At 54.6% G+C, this 21,619-nt stretch carries 11 protein-coding genes; 3 read left to right on the top strand and 8 right to left on the bottom strand.

What is annotated here, in order from left to right; genetic code table 11:
• Nucleotides 1-258: 258 nt before the first annotated feature.
• A complete protein-coding gene (locus tag SH248x_RS10935) occupies nt 259-6,213 on the top strand; it encodes an ATP-binding protein (protein WP_459554307.1) in 5,955 nt (1,984 codons plus the stop codon).
• A gap of 60 nt (nt 6,214-6,273) precedes the next feature.
• On the opposite strand, the gene SH248x_RS10940 is transcribed toward SH248x_RS10935, so the two are convergent.
• Both SH248x_RS10940 and SH248x_RS10945 read right to left on the bottom strand, forming a co-directional pair.
• On the bottom strand, nt 6,274-8,595 hold the full coding sequence (locus SH248x_RS10940; protein ID WP_459554308.1) for a tetratricopeptide repeat protein: 2,322 nt from the start codon (nt 8,593-8,595) through the stop codon (nt 6,274-6,276).
• Nucleotides 8,596-8,668: 73 nt separating this feature from the next.
• Nucleotides 8,669-9,592: a YybH family protein gene (locus SH248x_RS10945; RefSeq protein WP_459554309.1), complete on the bottom strand. Its 924-nt coding sequence runs from the start codon at nt 9,590-9,592 to the stop codon at nt 8,669-8,671.
• Between the two features lie 328 nt (nt 9,593-9,920).
• On the opposite strand from SH248x_RS10945, the gene SH248x_RS10950 reads away from it, so the two are divergent.
• Entirely contained in the window at nt 9,921-11,231 is a 1,311-nt protein-coding gene (locus tag SH248x_RS10950; protein ID WP_459554310.1) for a carbohydrate porin, read from the top strand.
• A gap of 120 nt (nt 11,232-11,351) precedes the next feature.
• On the opposite strand, the gene SH248x_RS10955 is transcribed toward SH248x_RS10950, so the two are convergent.
• From SH248x_RS10955 to SH248x_RS10980, 6 genes are all read right to left on the bottom strand, one after another.
• Nucleotides 11,352-13,952, bottom strand: a complete 2,601-nt coding sequence (locus SH248x_RS10955; protein WP_459554311.1) for a glutaminase family protein — start codon at nt 13,950-13,952, stop codon at nt 11,352-11,354.
• A gap of 122 nt (nt 13,953-14,074) precedes the next feature.
• Nucleotides 14,075-14,713, bottom strand: coding sequence for a nucleotidyltransferase family protein (locus SH248x_RS10960; protein WP_459554312.1), 639 nt, complete (start codon nt 14,711-14,713; stop codon nt 14,075-14,077).
• Nucleotides 14,710-15,888 (bottom strand): XdhC family protein, encoded by a 1,179-nt coding sequence (locus SH248x_RS10965; RefSeq protein ID WP_459554313.1) that lies wholly within the window; start codon nt 15,886-15,888, stop codon nt 14,710-14,712. The genes SH248x_RS10960 and SH248x_RS10965 overlap by 4 nt, the downstream gene beginning before the upstream one ends.
• Nucleotides 15,881-18,139 (bottom strand): xanthine dehydrogenase family protein molybdopterin-binding subunit, encoded by a 2,259-nt coding sequence (locus tag SH248x_RS10970; RefSeq protein ID WP_459554314.1) that lies wholly within the window; start codon nt 18,137-18,139, stop codon nt 15,881-15,883. The genes SH248x_RS10965 and SH248x_RS10970 overlap by 8 nt, the downstream gene beginning before the upstream one ends.
• A gap of 48 nt (nt 18,140-18,187) precedes the next feature.
• Complete coding sequence (locus SH248x_RS10975; RefSeq protein ID WP_459554315.1) at nt 18,188-19,231, bottom strand: FAD binding domain-containing protein; 1,044 nt, start codon at nt 19,229-19,231, stop codon at nt 18,188-18,190.
• A complete protein-coding gene (locus SH248x_RS10980) occupies nt 19,228-19,905 on the bottom strand; it encodes a (2Fe-2S)-binding protein (RefSeq protein ID WP_459554316.1) in 678 nt (225 codons plus the stop codon). The genes SH248x_RS10975 and SH248x_RS10980 overlap by 4 nt, the downstream gene beginning before the upstream one ends.
• 371 nt (nt 19,906-20,276) lie before the next feature.
• Between SH248x_RS10980 and SH248x_RS10985 the strand changes: the two genes are divergently transcribed.
• Nucleotides 20,277-21,542, top strand: coding sequence for an MFS transporter (locus SH248x_RS10985; protein ID WP_459554317.1), 1,266 nt, complete (start codon nt 20,277-20,279; stop codon nt 21,540-21,542).
• Nucleotides 21,543-21,619 lie beyond the last annotated feature (77 nt).

The following is a 21,619-nucleotide window of genomic DNA, read 5'->3' on the forward strand; positions in this document are numbered from 1 at the left end:
AACTTCTTGCTCAACTGTCGCAACTTGAGGGTAATACCGGATGTGCGAATTAAGAAAATTACGTGAGTTGACCGGATTCCAAGGGACGTTGTTTTTGGAGAACACGATGACAGAAGGCAACATGGGATGAGTTTGCGAGCTACATCTTAAGAAGAGAACGAATGAGCTCTGGTCCTCTTCAAAGACCAGCCATACTGCACATCGTTTCGTGGCCAATGCATGCCACAGAATGGTGACTGATACGATCTCAGCCGAATCATGTACCCTGATAACCCAAAAGCTCAGATCAACAGCGCACAGGGCCGACCGCACCTGCAGGCCCCCTTATCGATTTCAGACAATCGATTTCAAGTCCAAGATGTCGCCTCAACTGACCTGACCGGTAGTACACGCCATGGACTTGACCGACAGACTGGTCGATCAGTTCTCATGAAGGTCGTGCATCCTCAAGAAATCTCGCCAGTCCTGCTGCTGCAGATTCAGCACGAGATCCAGGCGCTGTCAGATATCCATCATCCCAATCTTGCAGAGTTGCTGCATAGCGGAGAAGAGCAGGGCTGGTTCTGGCTTGTTTACGAATTTGACGCCTCGGAAACTTTGCAGACACGATTCACCCGCGGCGTCCTTTCGCTGACTCATTCCCTGCAAATTGTCGAGCAGATTCTTAAAGCAACTCATGCACTCCATCAGCATGGCATCGTGCCAAGATCCCTCCGCCCCGAGAATGTTTATCTGCGTGAAGATGGCGCGAACGTACAGATCCGACTCGCTGCCATCGACTCGATTGATTCCTCGCTGTTCCTGTCTTCCTTCGATGCAGATTCGACACACTTCCTTCAACTGGCCGAATGCATTCCTCCCGAACAATCCGGTGTTATCGATGATGCCTTCACTGAGCTTTCCAACATCTATGCCGTCGGTTGCCTACTGTTCTGGTGCTTGAGTGGACGAACACCATACCAGGCAACTACTCTCAACGAGCTGCTGCTTCGACAGGCGACCATGCAGGTTCCCAAACTTCGGGAACTCGGCGTCATCGTCCCCCGGGCCGTTGATGAAATCATCCAGCGTGCCATGAGCCGCGAGCAGCAGGAACGATACCAATCGACCCGAGCAATGGCTGACGACGTCCGCCAGCTTCTTGAGGCCCTGGCGACAGGAGATTCCGATCCCGACGTCTCGATCGGGGCCAGCGACTATCGCAAGTCCCTGCTGCAACCATCGTTCGTCGCGCGGACCAAAGAGCTCGATCAACTCAACACCGTCATTCAGCGTACTCAAGTCGGCCAGGCTGGTTTACTGTTTCTGGAAGGACAGTCAGGCTTCGGCAAATCGCGACTGACGCTGGAGTTCACAACGCGCGCAACACAACACGGCATAAGCGTCTACCGCGGACAGGCGACGTCTGATGCCGTTTCATCGCCATTTGAATTACTGGAAGGTATCGCAACCGGGTTCGAAACCGCCTGCCGGACAAATCCCAAATTAGCAGCCACCATCATCGACGCCCTGCAGGAACAGCGATTCACCGTCGCCAAGGCCTTGCCACGACTGGCGAAATTATTGGATGCTGAAACAACCGATCGAGAAGACTCCAGCCCAGCCGGTGAGTCACGAACCCTGGCCGCCCTGGTTGCGTTTCTCGATGCCTTAGGCAGCAAAGCCTGTCCCGCAGTCGTCATTCTCGACGACTGCCAATGGGCCGCTGATCTGGTTTACGGTCTCCTCCAGCGCTGGAAAATGAAACACAGTTCGCAGCAGTCACTACAGAACTTCGTCCAACTCGTGGTGATCTTTCGAGAAGAAGAAGTTGCGCCGACGGATGCGCTGCGCAAAATCACTCCCGATGCCCACATTCAGTTGGGACCGCTTGGAGAAAACGATGTCCAGAGACTCGTCGAGTCGATGGCCGGGCCATTACCCAAACAGGCTTTAGAAACGATCATCCGACTGGCAGACGGCGTCCCGTTCATGGCCAGCGCAATTCTCCACGGCCTTGTGGAATCGCAGGCACTCCTGCCAGGAACCAACGGCTGGGAAGTCGATGTCAATGAAATCGTCAAAGCAAGATCGTCTTCGCATGCAGCCGCATTCCTCTCTCAGCGGATGTCTCAACTGCGACCCGACACGCGTCGCCTTCTCTCCATCGGAGCCGTACTCGGAAGCCACTTCGATCTGATGGCAGCGATGGAACTGGCGGGCTTCTCGAAATCCGATGCCATCGAAGCCGTCAATGATGCACGACAACGTCACCTGCTGTGGTGCCAGGTGTTGGATGGAACTTGCTCCTTCGTCCATGACAAAGTTCGAGAAACGATCCTGTCACTCTTAAGTGACCAGGACCGAAAACAACTTCACGGAAACGCAGCAACATTCCTGAGTCTGAAGTTCCCTGAGCGAGCAGCCGAACTGGCTTATCACTTTGACGCAGCCGGGGAAAGCGAACAGGCCTTACCCTATGCACTCGAAGCAGCCAATTTCGCTCATTCGCGACATGCCCTCGAAGTCGCAGAACAGCAATACGCCATCGCCTATCGTGGCATGAATTACGCTTCAAACGAAAAACGCTTTGCGATCACCAGAAATCTCGGCGAAGTCCTCATGCTGCGTGGCAAGTATGGCCCCGCTGAGAAAATGCTACACGAAGCATCTCGCTGGACCTTGGGAACACAAGCCCAGGCAGAAGTGCGCGGAATGCAAGGTGAGCTCAACAAAAAGCGTGGCGACATGGAAGGCGCCGCTAAAGACTTCGAAGCCGCACTTCAGCTCCTCGGTCGTCCATTTCCCAAGGGCAAGCTCGGAGTATCAATCGCCATTGCTCTCGGAGTGATGACGCAGTTTCTGCACACCATACTCCCCTCCGTCTTTGTCCATCAGAAAAAACGGTTACCCAACGAGCGCGAACGCCTGATCATGCGTCTGCACAGCGAACTCTCGCACGGCTACTGGTACTGCCGGAGTGTCGTCCGCTGTCTGTGTGCGCATATGCGAGGCATGAACTTCGGGGAGCGGTTTCTTCCCAGCAGCGAACTCGCTCAGGCTTATTCCGACCATGCACCCGCAATGCTGCTCATGGGCTGGTTCCAGCGCGGAATCTGGTATGTCGAACGCTCGTATCAGATTCGTACCCGGCAAGGTGACCTGTGGGGACAAGGCCAGTCACTGAGCTTTCACGGAATCATTTACTACGCCGCCGCCCGATACGAAGAGTGCATCGAGAAATGTCGACGCGCTGTTCAGATCCTGGAACGAACAGGCGATTTCTGGCAGGTTCACATTGCCCGTTATCAGATCGCCGCCGCATATTATCGACTCGGGGATATCGAATCTGCGCTCGAAGAATGTCGACGTAACTACTCATCCGGCATGATGCTCGGCGACGAACAGGCATCAGGCATCATCCTGGATGTCTGGGCGCGTTGCGCCATCGATCGTCTCCCGGAATCTATCCTCGACGCCGAGGTCGCGCGCGTTCGACCTGATGCACAAGGTCAGGCCCAGGTGACACTCGCGCGCGCCGTCCAGTTAGTCAAACGCGGAGATCACCAGCAGGCTGGCGAACTGCTCAGAGTGACGGCCATGAATATCGAGAAGGCAGGAGTCGCGAATCCTTACACCATGCCCGTCTACTCCTGGCTCGCAACCGCCTGGCGCATGACGGCCGAATCTCAGACCGCCCTCAACCCGTCGCAGAGAAAGCAGTGTTTGAAACGAGCACTGCGAAGCTTACGATTTGCTCTTGGACAATCCTGGCGGTTTCGAAACGAGTTGCCCCACTTGTATCGCGAACTCGCTCTCGTCGAGGCCATGTCAGGACATTCCCGACGCGCCAGACGAGCCATCAAGGCCAGCATCACGATCGCTGTTCGACAGCAAGCCAGACTCGAATTTGCTCACACTCAGGCAGAAATGCTGCGCATCGCCAAAGAGTTCGGCTGGTCCAACCTTGATCAGTTAACCGGGCCGATTCCAGCGAGCTTTTCAGAAGGACAGTTTGGTCAACTCGATGTCACTCAGCATCGCTCGGGTGTTCACTCGCTGTCACTGGTCGACCGGTTTGAAACACTGATGCAGTCCGGACGCAACATTTCGTCCGCGTTGTCGCGCGATGTCATCTGTTCAGAAACAGAATCCGCAGCGAAACGCTTGCTCCGTTGTGAGTCTGTGAAGATCGTCTGGGTCAATGAGCAAGGAGACATCACAAACTTCGCCTCGGAACCGTCCAGCGAATCACGAGTTGACGACGATCTGATTAAGAAAGCCGTGCAGCAACGAACGGTCATTTCACGAATCCCGCTCGATCTCGACACCGGTTTGGAACTCCCCGTCTCCGAAATCGTGGCTCCCATTCTCGCTCGAAACGAAGTCGTCGCCTGCCTTGTCGGCTCTCATAAAGGCCGCAAGCACATCTTCGGTGCCGACGAAGAGAAGATCGCGAAATTCATCGTCAACCTCGCCGGCGCTGCCTTCGAAAACGCAGAAGGCTTCGCACAACTCGAACAGTTGAACCTGACTCTCGAACATCGTGTCGCAGAACGAACCACTGCTCTCCAGCAACGAGCCGAGGAGTTGACACTCTCCAATGATCAACTCGAACGCGTCGCATCGGAGTTGCGCACAACCCAGTCTCAGCTGGTTGTCTCCAAGCAGATCGCTGAAGAAGCTAACAACGCCAAGAGCCGTTTCCTCGCCGCCATGAGTCACGAAATCCGCACGCCCATGAACGGCATCATCGGCATGTCCGAACTTGCACTGCGTTCCGACCTTGATCGACAACAGCAGACCTACCTGCAAACCGTTCGCAGCTCAGCAAAGTCTCTCCTCATCATCCTCAACGACATTCTCGATTTCTCCAAAATTGAAGCTGGCAAAATGGAAGTCGATTCCATTCCCTTCAATCTTCATGACTCGGTAATCGATGCCGTGCGCCTGTTTGCTGCGACCGCAGCACAGAAATCGCTCGATCTCAATTGCCGCATCAGGCCTGATGTTTCGCAACGACTGATCGGCGATCCCAACCGGCTTCGCCAGATCCTTGTCAATCTGTTGGGGAATGCCATGAAATTCACTTCCTCAGGATCGGTCGGAGTCGAAGTCTTTCAGGAATCATCTGACCAATTTCAGACGTCGATTCACGTCATCGTCAAAGACACCGGAATTGGAATTCCCAAAGACGTCCAGGCGCGCATTTTCAGTCCGTTCGATCAGGGCGAAGCATCGGTCACCCGTCGATATGGCGGTACCGGCCTGGGGCTGTCAATTTCCTCGCAACTGGTCGAATTGATGAATGGTCGAATCTGGGTGGAGAGTACACCGGGAATCGGCAGCGAGTTCCATTTTGTCATCTCGCTGAGCAACGATCAGCAGGATTCTTCGGACCTGTTTACCACTCATTGCGTCTCACATTCAAACTCCTGCCTGGTGTACAGCGAACGGCTCGATGTGCTGAGAACTTACGAAGAGGATCTCCCGTCTTTTGGCTTCAACGTACTCGGCGCTAACAGCTTCGAACTCGCCCAGGCCATCACGATGCTGCCAGACTTTGGCGATCAGTGCACGCTCCTGTTCGACCTCGATCAACAGCCAGCCTCTGCCGTCCGGTCAATCCAGCAACTCATCTCCCATACAGGCATCTCGCCTTCCTCGTTCGTCATTCTCGCGCCAGCAGGTATTGAAACGTTCCTCGTAGAACTTCGAGCAATGGGAGTGACGTCCATCCTTGAAAAGCCAATCACTTACCGCGCAATCACAGATGCTCTGAAGTCACGATCCATCTCGGAAGAAAACAGCACTCCGGCAGAACAAATCATCGAAAGTGATCATCCCCCGCTGAAGATCCTGGTCGTCGATGACAGTGACATTAACCTGGAAGTCGCGAAGGGAATTCTGGAATGGTTTGGCCAGGATGTTGAGATCGCATCGAGTGGAGCTGAGGCATTGAAGATTCTCGAAGATCGACAGTTCGATCTGGTCTTCATGGATATCGAAATGCCAGAAATGGACGGCCTGACGACCATGAAGCACTACAACTCGTTCGTCCACACAGCAGGCCGAAAGCAGGCCACCGTCTACGCGATGACAGCTCACGTCCTCGATTCCATGAAGGCAGATTGCCTCGCCGCTGGCATGGTCGGATTCATCTCCAAGCCGATTGAAGTCAGTGAACTTGAAGATGTCCTCGCACAACACCAGACAGCATCACTGCACCAGTAATCGATGACATTCAGGACAGGCAGATGAGTCGCTCCCGACTCACCTGCACCTCCTATTCCATCACTTCGTAAACACGACTTTCTGACCATTGTTAATCGGCTGGAAGTCGAGCGTCTTGTCGTCTTTCAGTGCGATCGTGCTCAGCATCGTGCCACCCGAATCAGGCTGCATCACCAGATTATTACCGCGCACAACATAAGCCCCCGACACCGTCTGCGGCTTGCCATCACGCGAGAATGACCAGGTGAATTCATCCTTATCGCTGAGCGTCATTTCAAAATCTCCATCCGCTGTTTTCGAAGTCCAGTCCCCATAGATCTTCTCCATTGGAAAAGCGGGTTTCTCGAAGTCAGGTTCCTTACCCGACGCGGTAGGTTCAGCATCCGCTGGCTTGGCATACATCTTCACCAGCTGAGCCGACAGCTGATCCTTCGGCTGCAACTTGACGACGTCTTCCAAGACAATAACTGCATCATCTGTATGCCCACCCGTGATGTAATGGTAAGCCAGCAGAAACATCGGTCCTGCATCCTGCTGGTGTCCCTGGACGTAAGTCTCCAGCGATCTCAACTGCGTCGTGTAAGCATTCGAGTCTGCATACAAACTGATCAACGTCGTCCAGTCCCATCCCGGCCCCGCAGCCAGCACGGCATGAATCGTCGCCGCAGCATCCTGGTATTGCCCCAGAGCAAACAGGCACAACGCACGAAACTCATTGATCGCTGCATCCCGGGGAGCAACCGCCAGCGCATCATTGGTCAGCGTCAACGCCTGCTGATAGTCGCCTTGATAAAAGGACGACCGAGCCGCATTAAATTTCTCCGTCACAGGGTCAGTCTTCACAGCGGTCGTACTATCAGCCCCTGTGTCCACACTCGCCAGTTGGGTAGCCTGAGTGTCATAACTCGGATCTCCCACAATCGGCTGATTGTAAGTAATCTGGGTATCGCCCACATACACAGGTTGCGTGTAGTAAGGGTTGTAATAGCCACCGAGACCAAACGCGTAATTGACCGCATTAATCCCCCACATTGTCGCTCCAAACCCCATCGCGACAGGGTACTCATCCCACAAGTAGTTCCAGCGACCATAGCCCCAGGCAGGGGCATAGCCGTTGTACCAACCACCCCAGTTACGAGACCAATGCCCCGCTGGTCCTGAGTAGCCCGCATAGCCAAACGCACCATTCGGCCCGACCGCGCCACCATGTCTCCAGACATTCCCATTCGGCCCCCAGCCGACCGTTCGACCGTACGCACCATTTTCACCGATCCCGGTCGTATGCCCCCAATGACCGCCGTTTGGTCCCCAGGCACCCGTGTGTCCCCAATAACCGTTCGGACCCCAGAATCCGACATGATTCACGTCGGTTCCATTGGGACCTGTCCATTGCTGATGATGCCAGTCAGAGTCATCCCAGTGAGTCTGCATATCATCAAATCGGTTCGCCAGATCCTGATGTCGATCCGGTATCGAATTCGGATTTCCTGGAGTAAAGCGTTCTCCAGACCCACCCTGTCCAGGACGAGTATTTGGGAAGCGTCCAGCCTCACCACCACCGGCAGGATTCAAACCAGGCAAACGTTCTCCTGCTCCTCCTTGCCCCGGCCGTGTTCCCGGCGTCCAACGCTCACCAGCGCCACCTTCTCCTGGACGACTCCCAAACGGCAGCCTCTCTCCCGAGCCACCTTGTCCGGGACGAGAGGGACCTGGACCTAAGCCCGGAAGACTTCCACCATCCGAACCTGGTCTGGTATTCCCTGCAAGACCTCCTCCTGGCCCACGACCAGAAAAGTCAGGACGTTGCGAAGGAAAGTTGTCTGGCAGATTCGGACGAGGCCCATTGCCCCCGGGACGTTGGGCAGGGCGGTTCCCGCCACCAGCCAGATCCGGACGATTGATTCCTCCATCAGGTCGCAGTTGAGGGCGGTTCGCGTTATTGATTCCACCTGCGCCTTGATTCGGCAGATGCACAGGATTGCCGCCACTTGGCAGTCCCCCAATTCGCGATCCGCCGCCACCCATAGAACCGCCACCTTGAGGTCGATTCCCAGATGGCAGGCTCGGTCGAGACGGTTGGCTGGGTCGAGATGGTCGGCTTTGTGGTCGGGAGGGAGCAGACGGCATGCTCGGATGGAACCCTCCACCAGAACGCCCACCCCCACTCGGCATGCCACCGCCACGAAATCCACCTGACGGCATGCCTCCCCCGCCATGGAAACCCCCGCCTCCGCCACCATGAAATCCGCCACCCCCGCCACCGCCGCGGAATCCTCCCCCGCCACCACCGCCTCCACGAATTCCAATCGCCCATGTTGGCGAAACAATCATCAAACTCGATAACAACGCCACTAAACCATTCTGCCACACAGCGCGTTTCATGTCCTGAATCCTTGAATGTATGAGTAGCTGCTTCGACCAGTCAGAAGCTGAGGACAGACCAAGTCAAAACCAGTTATCGCGACGCCGCACGCCCGGGTTCGGGCGGTTGACGCACGACACGATGAGTCATTCCCGGCAATGTCTCCCCACCTCGGGTCCGTAGTTCCTGAGAGATGATCAATCCATCGGCGCCATCACCTCGATAGGTCAGAAGTGAACTATATCCAACGCCCATAGCATCCACGCCAGACAGATTCACCGACCAGACGCCCTCGTCACTGACACTCCACAAGCCCGTCGCAGAACCTCCCGTCGAATCAAACACCCACGACCGAAACTGCTTGGCCCCTGCATCCCATCCAACGCGATGCGAGCCTTTCATCGCCACACCCGTCACATCTTGCAATACAAAATCAGCCAGCAGAAACTGCTCATCTTCCGACCATTTCCATGTGGTCGAAGTCGCTGTCCCGCCCATTTCTTCGCGCCAAGCCCCTAATAACCAACTGAGCGTCTCCAGATGCTGATGCGGCGTCGTTCCCTCCAGCTCAATTTCACGCACACTCGCCATCAGCCATTTGTCACCCACGCGAACATGAGTCGCCGAGTAATGAACTCCCGAAACGAACTCACCTTTCTCATTGAGATGGCGAGCAACTCCTTCATGCACCAGAACATTTTCCGCAATCGGTCGAATCGAAATCAGATTCAACTGCAATTTGACCGGAGGCGTGGTCTCGAAAAGGGCTTTGAACTCCCCTTCGATCACTTTCTGTCCGTGAAAGACAACGCCGTCGATATCGATATATTCCGCTTCCGGAGTAAACAACTCAGCCAGCTTGCCCGCATCCCGCTGATCAAACAGCGCGATGTAATTCGACATCGCTTTCTCGATCCGTGACTGAAGTTCTTTCGGATCAGTCTGCTGAGCGACAGCCTGCGAGCCGTAAAGAAGCATTCCACCGACTAGCAAAAGGGCCCAGAGCGACTTTTTCATACTTTCCTCTCTCGATTGATGCGCGTGATCGTTTGGACAGACTGATTGTGACACCCATCCATCAACGATTCAAGAGGCAAGAATACAGACAGAGCGTCTAATAAGTCTTTTGCGCAACAACGTTTATCCGATTAAGTCACTCGCAGTTCTCAGGGCTTCACCTCGGCTTGACTGGCTTCCGACGGAAAAGCTTCACTAACCGTTACATCTGTCAGATGCATCTCAACTCTCAGAATCCTTCATCAAGACCTGCTCGTTTTCCTGCCAAAGAACGTCGATCCTATCAGGGTAAAACCTTCCATAAATGGTGGTCAAAGCAATGGCACGGATGCGCAATTCAATTCTGGGTACCTGTCTGGCTTTATGGTCGTCGATGGCAATGGCTCAGGAGCCATGCCTCCCGCCGACGGACTGCGTGACGAATGAATGCGGCGGTGGCAGCGTTGCTGAACTGTCGTGCTTTGAAGAGTTCTGCTCACGCGATACGGTGACCGGCGACTGGCTGGGCGCTCGGACATCCCTGGCCGAGAAGGGGATCTCTTTTCAAGCAGACCTGACCCAGTTCTACATGGGCAACACAACCGGCGGTCTCGATCGAGAGTTCCGTTATGGTGGTCACGGCGATTACGTCGCCATGCTTGATATGGACAAACTGGCCGGTGCCAAGGGAATGTTCGTCAAATTGCGAGCAGAACATCGCTTTGGTGAGTCACTCGCCGGTGCGACAGGTTCCTGGCTGCCGCCGAACCTGCTGGCGGGACTGCCCGTTTCGAACTCGGAAGAACTCTTTCTGACGAACGTCCTGTTCACGCAGTTTCTCTCCGAAGAGTTCGCCGTCTTCGCGGGGAAGATGGATACGCTGGATGGGGACATGAATGACTTCGCACATGGCCGGGGAAAAACTCAGTTCTCCAACGTGGGCTTCATCGTCAACCCGATCCTGTTACGCTCTGTTCCATACTCAACACTGGCAGCCGGTTTCAGCTATCTCTATGAGGGTAAGCCGTTATTAACATTCAGCGTTTTGAACGCCACCGACACGACAACAACAGCGGGCTTTGATCAACTCTTCCAGAATGGCGTGACGCTTGCAACCGAGCTTCACCTGCCGACGACCTTCTTCGACATGCCCGGACATCAGACCTTCGGCGGAGTTTGGTCAAGCCGTGAGTATGTCTCTTTGGATCAGGACCCGCGGATCATTCTTCCCAATGTCCCTGTCAACCGCGAAACGGGGACCTGGGGCTTGTACTGGAACTTCGACCAATACCTTTATACCTACACTGATGATCCGAGCCTCGGATGGGGACTGTTTGGACGGGCAGGCATTGGCGACGAGGCCACGAATCCACTCTCCTGGTTCCTCAGCTTCGGAGTTGGCGGACACAGCCCGATTCGCACGCGTCATGCGGATAGCTTCGGCGTCGGCTGGTACTACTTTGATACCAGCAACGACTTGGAAGCCACCTTCGCCCCCCTCGTGGGATCACTGCAGGCAGGGCAAGGCGTCGAGCTCTATTACGACATCGCCGTCACGAAGTGGTGCCACGTCACGCCAGACATGCAAGTCCTGACATCGCCACAGGAAAATCTCGATACGTCACTCGTTGTGGGTGTGAGAACGAATCTGTCGTTCTAGTCGGTCATCACTGGAAGAGGGCGAGCGTTCAACCAATAAAAAACGGTCCGATAGACAATGCTATCGGACCGTGACTTGCTGAATCGGTTCATGGTTCAGATCAAAGATCTGCAACCACGTTTACTTGGCAGGCACGACAGAGTCAAAGCCCGCATCGATAAATTGCCCGCCAGTTTTCTGACGACAGTGAATTGCCAGGACATTGCGTCCTGCGTGTAAATGCTCGCGTGGAATTTCGAATGTCGAGTAATCTGTGGTCCAACCAGTAAAATCAGCGATCTGGACTCCGTTGAGATAGACGAGTACATCTTCATCATAGTGCATTCTCAACACGACATTCTCAGGCCACTTCTCGACAGTGAACTCACGTCGCAGCCAGATGTCCCTGCCGGACCATTCTGTTCCGACGATGGCGCTCGGGGTCTCTTTCTTTCCAAACCCACCTACGCCGCGTTTCCATGACGAATCATCGAAGTCTGTTTCAGTCCATTGATCGTCTGGCTTACTCAGCGTGTACGCCCAGGTCACCTTCGCCCGCTCTGCGGTTTCTACGATCGGTTTCATCTCGGGTGCAACTGGAAGGTCAGCCCAGCCAGATGCTTTCGTGACATCCTGAGAGGCATACTTCGTCCAGGCCTTTTCGTCGTAGAGCATTTGCAGAAAAACGCCACCAACGACCGGACGAGCTGTGAAGCCCTGCTTCTTTGCCGATGACGTAAAGTACCAGTCCCCCATCGGAGCACGATCAGGCGATTCATCAAGAAACAGGTGAACCGGTTCCACCAGTGCTTTGAAGTCGTCCGCGTTACCGGTCAATGTCGCGGTCCACAAGATCCAGTCGAGCTTGGTGTAGTCCGAACGGTTATCGAGTGGCAGGCCATACTTATTCTGAGACTTGCGATAGAACGCCATCTCCGATTCAAAGACCTCCTTGGGGAACAGGTTGAACCCAAGCAGTCGATCCCAGACGAGATTGTACTTCTGGCTCCACGTACCCGGACGGTCAAATGCCAGTCGCGTATGATCGCCATCTTTGGCTTCCTTGATCCAGCGTTCTGCAAAGCCCTTGGCAACCTTCCGTACGCGTTGAGCTTCATCGCCTTGACCATTCATCTCGCAGAGCAGGGCGTACGCACCCAGTCCCATGATGGCTTTGGCACTCAGGTTGACATTGTGAGCCATGTGACCAGCGAAGTCATCCGTGCAAAGCTGGTTATCCGGATCGAAACCCTTCTCCTCCAGATAAGCCGCCCACTTCGACAGTTGAGGCCAGTAGATCTTGGCGAATTCTGCATTGTTCTCCATCTTCGCCAGGGCCGCAAAAAGAATCAGGATATTGCCACTTTCTTCGACGGGCATCTGATCGCGTTCACTCGTTTCACCACCGCCGTAAACCTGACCGTTTGCCTTCGGGTAAGTCCCGAGATCATGCGGGGCGAACGGAAACTTCCAACGCTCAGAAGCCGCATATTCCATGAAAGGAGCCAGAAACGCTTTCGTCATCGTTGGCCCGAACAGCAGAAACTGCGGTGCCATTGGATACAGAATGTCCGAGGTCGCAATACACCCGTTTGAGAAGTTCTCCTTGCTGAACTGCAATGGCTGACCATTGGCATCAGCCACGAACTTGCCAGCAGCGAAACACTGTCGATAAGCCAATGCGCAGATCTCCGCATATTTCTGTCCCCCAGCAGTCCGAAGGTCATCCATGAGTTGCTCATCAAACTTGTCGCAACGCTCCGTCAACGAGGCGTATTCCTTAACAGACGCCTTCAGCAGGTCCGCTGCAACCCAGCCATCCTTGCGCCAGTAAGGTCGGAGTTTGTTGTGCATGAACTCGATCGAATAGATGTCATCGTAAGCGAGGATCAAATAATTCTGAACCTGCTTGGCGCCGACCTTGCCGAAGTCGATCACAGCGGAGGCAATGACATCTCCCGCCTTGATGGGAAACTGCACGTCCGAAGAAATCGCTGTCTGTGGCTTCTCAAGGACCTGCTGATAAGCCTCCCGCGTGTGGAACTGCAGTTTAGCATTGCTAGACTTCGGCACCGCGACATACAGGTAACCCCAGTCAATTCGCAGATCGTCGCCCGAGCGAACCAGAACCTGCTGCGATTTTGAACCAATCTTAAGCGCAGAGACAGTATCAAAATCAACCTTCTCTCCCACGACCGGCTGAGGCAGCTTATCCGTCGCTAATTCCCCGCCTGCGTCAAAGTGAAAGCGGACCTCATGCTCTTTCCCGTCCAATGATGTCACAGCGCAGGTGACATAGGTGACCGGACGACTCAAAAGCAACACATCCTCAGGCAACGCCGGCGTGAGGAACGTCAGGTCGACATGGACCTCTTTGTTTTCAAATTGATAGATCGTCTTCGTCGGCAGAACTTCCAGCGACATCTGCTTCATGGCAGGAACGGCTTTGGGCTCTGCTCCCATCAGTCGATTGACTTGGCCGTCGACTGTTAGATACGCATGGAGCCGGTGAGGAGCACCGGTCCAGTGAGTCGTCTCAACCTGATTCAGTGCATCCGCTGACGACCAGATACTGAAATAAGGATCACAGGCAATCAGTGGAACCGAAGGCGGGCGAAACTTCGTTTCGTCCGCCGCAGAAACAACGCCACCACTCAAAACAACAATCACCAGACACATGATGATCTGTAACTGTCTACTGGTTTTCCACGACGATTTCTGTCGAAGTCCGGCCTTGCGCATGCGAGCTACCCTCATTTCAATCGATTGACACACCGAAAAGATTCACAATTGGCACTTAGATTTTAACGCAGCAACGCATCAAAAAAAAGGGAACTGTCCCAGATAAGATTGACGATGGCTTATTAATGCAGACGTGCTGGCTTGATTGAAGACGCTCCGAGATCGTCAGCCATCGGAACGCTGTGCAGATCACAGGGTCGATCAATATCCTTCAACGCAGCGGGATTTTCTAACAGGATCACTTCAGAAGGTGAAAGAGAACGTATCCAATACTTCGCTCCCTGATCTCCTCGCAGTTGCATCAGATGCGAGAGGGCGCCAACTCCAAAACAGGCAGGAACCCCAGCTCCATCCATGTACGACGTCGCAGCAACAAGCACACCTTTCGATCGGCGTTCGCGTATCAACCGTTGGTAATGATCGACGCTGATGAGAGGCTGGTCGCACAGAGTCATGAGAATGGAATCATCAGCATCCAGGTCACAGCCGACAGATTCACACGCCACGCGAATACTGGAAGACTGCCCCTGATTCCAATCGGGATTCTCAACGATCACCACCTGCGCATCAGCCTGGGCAATCACGTCTCGAATCTGGTCACTCGAAGCTCCCAGGATAACAACAACGGAATCGCAGCCCGCTTTTTCTAACTGAGTAATCGCGTGAACGATCAACGGCTGACCATTCCAGTCCGCTAACTGCTTGGGCGAACCAAATCGCGACGAGCCCCCCGCCGCTAAGACAACGCCAATGGTCTTCATTGGGCCGACTCTGCAAGAAACTCGACGTGCTGCAGACGTCGGTTCGTACCGTCGACCCTCAGACGAGTTTCTCGCTCGTGCAGGGGGCGGTCCAGCGATCCCAAGCTCGTTTTCGTGCGTTTGTTTCGTCGAGCGAGAATCTCGGCAACGATCGAGACGGCGATCTCTTGCGGCGTCTGTGCCCCGATGTCGAGCCCAACAGGACTGCGCAATAATGAAAGTTGCTCGTCAGACAGGTGATGTCCGTGTTCGTGCATTCGAGCAAGCAGTTTGGCTAACCGTCGCTTCGACCCGAGCAACCCGATACTCTTCACATCTCGATTGATCAATATCGGAAGAAGTTCAGCATCTGAGTCGATGTTGTGAGTCAGGAGGAGAACTTCGTCACCGGGACGGAATGCGAAGTCCTCTGCGAACTGACGGAGACTCTGACAGGCAATCGTTGCCTTGGGAAATCGGCTTGGATGCGCCAACTCCGGTCGTTCTCCGACGACTGTCACGTCCCAATCCATCGTGACGGCCAGATTCGAAACAGGCATCACGTCATCGCCGACACCAAAGATAATAAGCCGAGGTTGAGGCTGCAGATATTCCAGCGCGACTTCGATACTACCAGTCTCACTGGTGATCTCTGCTGTCGATGATCGGCGTAACTCCCAGCAGTCTTCCATGATTGGTTCGAGCAACTCGAGGATCTCATGAGCAAGGTTATAAGACTGAAGGCCTGCCGTATCCCGATGCCCCAGATGCTGGCCGGCAGAGATATCGGAACGCTCACTTCGATAGACGGTTGCCATCACAATCGGCGTGTGTTCCTTCTGACTGCGGAGGGGAACAGACAGGGCAGGGTGATTGACAGAATTGATGCGCTGGGCGAGAACATAAACGACTCCCTCACAACCCGTGTTGTAAGCACTCCGCGCGGGAAGCGCGTTCCCTCGTGTGTCGAATGCCAGGAGCTTCGGTCCTGACTCCGTCTCAGCCCAGACTCGTCTTCGCAGATCTTTCTCCAGACAGCCGCCGCTGATGTACCCGAGACGTTCGCCCGATTCTGTGAGCACCATGCGGGCACCCGGGCGACCGTAACCGCTACCTTCCAGTCGCACGACCGTGCAGAGAATCACGATCTCTCCATCCAGGACCGCTTCGCGTGCTGTTTCGAGTAATTCACGCATGCGCAGATCCTTTCAGGAATCGCTCTGGAGTCATCGGAAGGTCGTATAAACGTCGTCCCGTTGCATTGTAGATGGCGTTTGAAATCGCAGCAGCCACGCCAGTGATTCCGATTTCTCCAATCCCTTTCCCACCGATGGGCGAGGCGTTGAAGTCAGGATCGGTGATCCACATGACATCGATCTTCGGAATATCAGCCTGCACCGGGACGTGATATTCAGCGAGATTGTTGTTGGTAATGCGACCAAGATGGTGATCCCATTTTGTCTCTTCCATCAGGGCATGCCCGACTCCCATGATCATCGCCCCCATGAATTGACTGCGGGCAGTCTTTGCATTCATGATCGTCCCACAGGCATAACAGGCGAGCATTCTTCTCATGCGCACGATGCCGAAATCTTCATCGACACAAACTTCGACAAACTGGGCACCGTAAGAGTGATTGGCTGTCTTCGAGTCTTTACCAGGCTGGAAGCTGCCGACTTCAGCGACGCTGTCTTTCTTGGCTTGCTTCAAGAGATCAACAAGACTGATCGACGCTGACGTCCCAACGAGCTTTCCCTCGGCGAAGCGAACATCATCCACTTTCAGTGATTTGAAGTCGGCGTGGGTACTGGCCAGTTTCATCAGACTGGACTTCAAGGCATCCACAGCTTTCCGCACTGCTCCGCCCAGACTGAAGGTCGTCGAACTACCGCCAGAGATTCCGCCCGGAGGTAGCGTGGAATCACCAAGATCCATCGTCACGTTCTCGACGGGAATCCCCAGAAGACTGGAGAGGAGCTGGCATTGAACGGTCTCCGTCCCCGTTCCCAGTTCGTGAGAGCAACAGTCAATGTGGGCAGTACCATCCGACTTCAGCGTCACCCGAGCCGCCGTCGGAAACCCGAGCGCAGGAAACGTCGCAGGCGCCATTCCCATCCCGACCAGCCAGTGACCATCTCGCATGGAACGAGGAGATTGATTTCGTTTCGCCCATCCGAATTGCTTGGCCCCGAGTTCCATGCACTCGATGAGATGACGCCCGCTGTAAGGTTTCTTACTGTGCGGGTCGATCGAGGGCTCATTGCGTTTTCTGAACTCGATCGGATCGAGTTTCAGCTTGTCAGCCATGACGTCCATGGCAACCTCGAGCGCGAACATACCAGGAGTCTCAGGGGGTGCTCGCATGAAAGTCGGCAGCTGAGAATCGACTCGACATTGCGTCTGATCGAGTTTCAGATTGGGAGTTGCATACATCGACCGCGATGGCATCGTGAACGCCTCTGCATAGACGTCTTTACGCGAGGTCGATGCGAACCCCGAGTGAATCAACGACTCAATCTTTCCATCTGAAGTCGTTCCGATCGCGACACGTTGGAACATCGGTGTGCGATGCCCCGTTCCGCCATACATCATCTCACGCGAGATCGCGATTTTGACAGGAGCCTGCATGACCTTCGAACACATGACCGCGAGGATCGAGTGTGGCCACATGAGACCTTTGCTCCCGAATGCCCCGCCGACCAGTTTGCAGATCACCTGCACCTGTTCGGGCTTGAGTTCAAACATCTGCACCAGCGTCATCTGGCCCAGCGAAATACTTTGCGACGCGTCATAGACTCGCAGAAATGGTTTGCCATCCTTTTCCTTCCAGTCTGCGATCGTCGCATGAGGCTCAATTGGATTGTGATGATTAGCAGCGAGTTTGAATTCGAGATCGACCTGAACAGCGGCTTTCTTCAGTGCGCCGTCTGGATCACCCATCGTAAACGTGGGTGGCTCTCCCTGAAGGTCTTTGGGGCGCTCATCAGCCGGCGATTGAAAGACGTCCGTTTGATGCTCTGATACTTCGTAGTCCAGCTTCACCGCCATCGCCGCATCACGAGCCACTTCGAACGAGTCCGCAATCACAGCCGCCATGTATTGGCCGACGAAATAAACATCCCGCTCAGCGGCAGGAATTAGACTCGACGCGAGGGAAGTCCCGAAGTTCGATTCCCCAGCTGGCTTGACCTTCTTGACGCGAGGAACATTGTCAGGCGTAAGAATCCTCTTCACCCCCGGCATCGACTCGGCAATTGACGAATCGATACGGACCACTTTCCCACGCGCGATCGTGCTGAGCACCGGCATCGCGTACAACAAACCGTCGACTTTCCACTCGGCAGAGTAGGGGGTGGTCCCCGTGACTTTCGCTCGACCACCTCGACGTTCGAGCGGTTGACCGACAGTGTCATCATAGGTCAGGGGCGTAAATCCAGTTTGAGCCATGGGATCGTTCCTGTCATTGTGATCGTGGTCAATGGGCTGGGAAGTCTGTTAAGAACGTCCATGCTGCATGGAAAGGATGGTTGCATCGCTCATCGGCCCGTCATCGCGCAGCGTCTGTAACGCGCGGACGAGCATCTTCTTAGCCACCTCAACCTTGAACTCGCTTCCCGCAGGCGGTTGTGCGCCAACTAGAGCAGCATTCGCAGCTGCGACGAATGTTTCGTCAGACGCGGAGGCACCTTCCAACTTTTGCACTGCGGCGGCGCTGTTCCACGGAATTGGTGCCAATCCCCCCAGCGCGACATTGGCCTTCGTAATCTTCGCTGAACTGCCTGTGCCATCCATCTGCAAACCAATCGCAGCACTGGCGAGAGCAAACGCATAGCTGCTGCGTTCGCGAATTTTATAGTAGAGACTGTTACGGACAGCATCAGTCAGAGGCAGCGTGATAGATGCAATCAACTCACCGGGCTTCAATGCCGACTCGTACTGAATCGCCTTTTCAGGGAGGCGATAAAGGTCCTTCGCCGGGACCGTCCGTTTCCCTTCCGAACTAATGAGATTCACCTCACCTCCGAAAGCCACGAAGACGTTCGCAAAGTCACCAGGATAGGTCCCGACAAGGCGACCATTGTGCCCCATGATGGCTAGACTCGACGTATCAGCCTCTGCTCCAAACGGCATGTCCGCCCGCTGAACGTCGTCGTCACGCTCACGCAGGTCGTGATGGCGAAAATAAGCTGTCCGCGTACGCTGCAGCAAGTTGCCAGCCATCGTCGCCATGTTGCGAATCTGCGGCGAAGCAGCTTGAATGAGCGAATGTCGAATGGCAGGGAACAGCGATTGAAGCTCTTCATTCTCCGCCAGCTGAGCCATGGTGACCGCGGCCCCGATTGTTACCTTGTCGCCTGCGATCTGAATCGTGTTATCGAGAATTGGCGAAACATGTACGAGATTTCGCGGCTTGAGGACGTTGATTTTCATCAGATCGACCAGCGTGATTCCACCTGCCAGTGGCATCGAGTCCTCAGTTCGAACGACTCGAAGAGCGGCATCAATCGTTGCGGGATTTTGAAAAGTAAATGGAATCATGAAACCGCCTCCCGTGCCTGTTGCGATGTAAGACTGAGCACCTGACTGGCGGGATCGACCGCCTCTTCGACACCTGCAGTCTGTCGAACGGCAGCCAGAATATTCGGGTAGGCCGAACAGCGACACAGATTGCCGCTCATCCATTCGCGAGCCTCTTCTTCACTCCCGCTCGCATGACCTTCCTCAATACAGGCAATGCCCGACATGATTTGTCCGGGCGTACAATATCCACATTGATAAGCATCACAGCGCAGGAACGCCTCTTGAAGAGGATGGAGTTCATCAACCGAACCAATACCTTCAATCGTCGTGACCTCTTTGCCGTGAACCGTCGCCGCCAGGGTCAAACAGGAAAGGACTCGCTTGCCATTGATATGCACTGTACAGGCCCCACAGGCCCCTTGGTCGCATCCTTTTTTCGTTCCGGTCAGATGAAGCCGTTCACGTAGCAGATCGAGCAGCGTGGTGCGTGTATCGATGGTAGCCTTTTGCGAGGCTCCATTCAGTTTCATTTCCACTTCAACGGAATACGTTGGCATTCCAGGGGATTCAGAAGTCGACAAACCTACCTGCTGATCTTTTCTGACGACGTTACTAGCCACGAGCACTGCTCCAGATGTATTCATGAAGTCTCGCCGAGAGACGCCGTTGGTTTCGTCGTGATTCCGGGGCATGGAATCCTCCTTGGTAACAGGCAGGGAATGAGTCAGTTGCATCGCCTGCCAATGATTGAGCAATGATCGTTCCACTGGTCGATAAGCAGTCGGACCTCAGCTGGATACCGAAATCGGGCACTCATTCGGAGGTTTCTCGGTCGATGAACGCGCACACAGAACCGAACGATCTTGATTGCGAGCCCTCCACCAAGGTGAGTGATCGATCGATCTTTGAATTCCTCTCCCTTGGAAAATTCGCCAGCAGCATTAAGCTTCCCTGCGATCGGCTGATTTTGTACGAGGTCCTCCACGTCCGCTGGCGAACCAGGCAACGCCTTCTGATGTCAGCCAGGAAAATTCTAACCAAGTCGAATGTGAACGAAACAAACGTGAGCGAAACAGTACCGTCACCACAAATGGATCTGAACGATCCACAGGATTCTGCCGAGCCAACATCGACCGTCATCATTGACGATCATTCTCGGTCATCAGATGTGACCGCGTTCACCATCCTGGTGGCTCTAAGCGTCTCCCACCTCTTGAACGATACGGTTCAATCACTGATCGCTGCGGTCTATCCGGTTCTCAAGGATTCCTACGCCCTCAACTACACTCAGATCGGGCTGATTACGCTCGCATTTCAATGTACTGCTTCGCTTTTGCAACCAATCGTCGGACTCTACACAGACCGTCGCCCGCTCCCGTTCATCCTGGCTTTAGGAATGGGGATTACCCTGTGTGGACTGCTGATGCTTTCGGTCGCCAGCAATTTCCCGCTCATCCTTTTTGCAGCAGCCCTCGTTGGCATCGGCTCAGCGGTTTTTCATCCGGAAGCCTCTCGCGTTGCACGTTTGGCATCGGGCGGTCGCCATGGCTTCGCTCAGTCCCTGTTTCAGGTCGGCGGGAATGCAGGCTCAGCGATTGGGCCCTTACTGGCTGCCTTCATTGTCGTGCCCTGGGGACAGAAGAGTCTGGCATTCTTTTCCGTGACAGCAGTCGCTGCCATTCTCATTCTTCTCCGCGTCGGAGCCTGGTATCGAGCTCATTTGGCGGAGCGGGTTTCAAAACCTGTTCGCGCCGTTTCTTCACCGGTCTCGACGACGAAAGCCGTGATGGCCATCACTGTTCTGCTTTGCCTGATCTTTTCAAAATTCTTCTACCAGACGAGCCTGACAAGCTATTACACCCTGTACCTGATTGAAACCTTCAACATCTCTGTTCAGTCAGCTCAAATCCGATTGTTTGTCTTCCTGGGAGCAGTCGCCGTCGGAACATTCCTGGGAGGCCCCATCGGCGACCGCATCGGCTTCAAGGCCGTCATCTGGGTCTCGATCCTGGGCGTCCTGCCATTCACACTGATCCTGCCGTATGCAGACCTCTTCTGGACGACAATGCTGACCATCCCGATCGGCCTGATCCTGGCCTCGGCGTTCTCTGCCATAGTCGTCTATGCCCAGGAATTGCTCCCCAGCCGCGTCGGCATGGTCGCAGGTTTATTCTTCGGCTTCGCATTCGGGATGGGTGGCATCGGCGCCGCCGTTCTGGGCTGGCTCGCCGACCAGACGAGCATCAGTTACGTCTATCAACTCTGTTCATTCCTGCCTCTCATTGGCCTGTTGACGATTCTGTTGCCGAATCTGCATCCCAAGTCCTGAAGAATATGTTTCGTCTCTGTAAGGTTTGGATCACTTTTTCGACTCTACTCCGTTACGACTTGGATACTGATGAGCGG

This window comes from Lacunimicrobium album, assembly GCF_052161635.1.
In the GTDB taxonomy this organism is placed as follows: Bacteria; Planctomycetota; Planctomycetia; order Planctomycetales; family Planctomycetaceae; genus SXPC01.

Bases quoted from the DNA above. Each gene is read 5' to 3' on its own strand.
- SH248x_RS10960 (WP_459554312.1), bottom strand. From the start codon at position 14,713: ATGAAGACCATTGGCGTTGTCTTAGCGGCGGGGGGCTCGTCGCGATTT.
- SH248x_RS10955 (WP_459554311.1), bottom strand. From the start codon at position 13,952: ATGCGCAAGGCCGGACTTCGACAGAAATCGTCGTGGAAAACCAGTAGA.
- SH248x_RS10935 (WP_459554307.1), top strand. From the start codon at position 259: ATGTACCCTGATAACCCAAAAGCTCAGATCAACAGCGCACAGGGCCGA.
- SH248x_RS10970 (WP_459554314.1), bottom strand. From the start codon at position 18,139: ATGGCTCAAACTGGATTTACGCCCCTGACCTATGATGACACTGTCGGT.
- SH248x_RS10950 (WP_459554310.1), top strand. From the start codon at position 9,921: ATGCGCAATTCAATTCTGGGTACCTGTCTGGCTTTATGGTCGTCGATG.
- SH248x_RS10980 (WP_459554316.1), bottom strand. From the start codon at position 19,905: ATGCCCCGGAATCACGACGAAACCAACGGCGTCTCTCGGCGAGACTTC.
- SH248x_RS10940 (WP_459554308.1), bottom strand. From the start codon at position 8,595: ATGAAACGCGCTGTGTGGCAGAATGGTTTAGTGGCGTTGTTATCGAGT.
- SH248x_RS10965 (WP_459554313.1), bottom strand. From the start codon at position 15,888: ATGCGTGAATTACTCGAAACAGCACGCGAAGCGGTCCTGGATGGAGAG.
- SH248x_RS10945 (WP_459554309.1), bottom strand. From the start codon at position 9,592: ATGAAAAAGTCGCTCTGGGCCCTTTTGCTAGTCGGTGGAATGCTTCTT.
- SH248x_RS10975 (WP_459554315.1), bottom strand. From the start codon at position 19,231: ATGATTCCATTTACTTTTCAAAATCCCGCAACGATTGATGCCGCTCTT.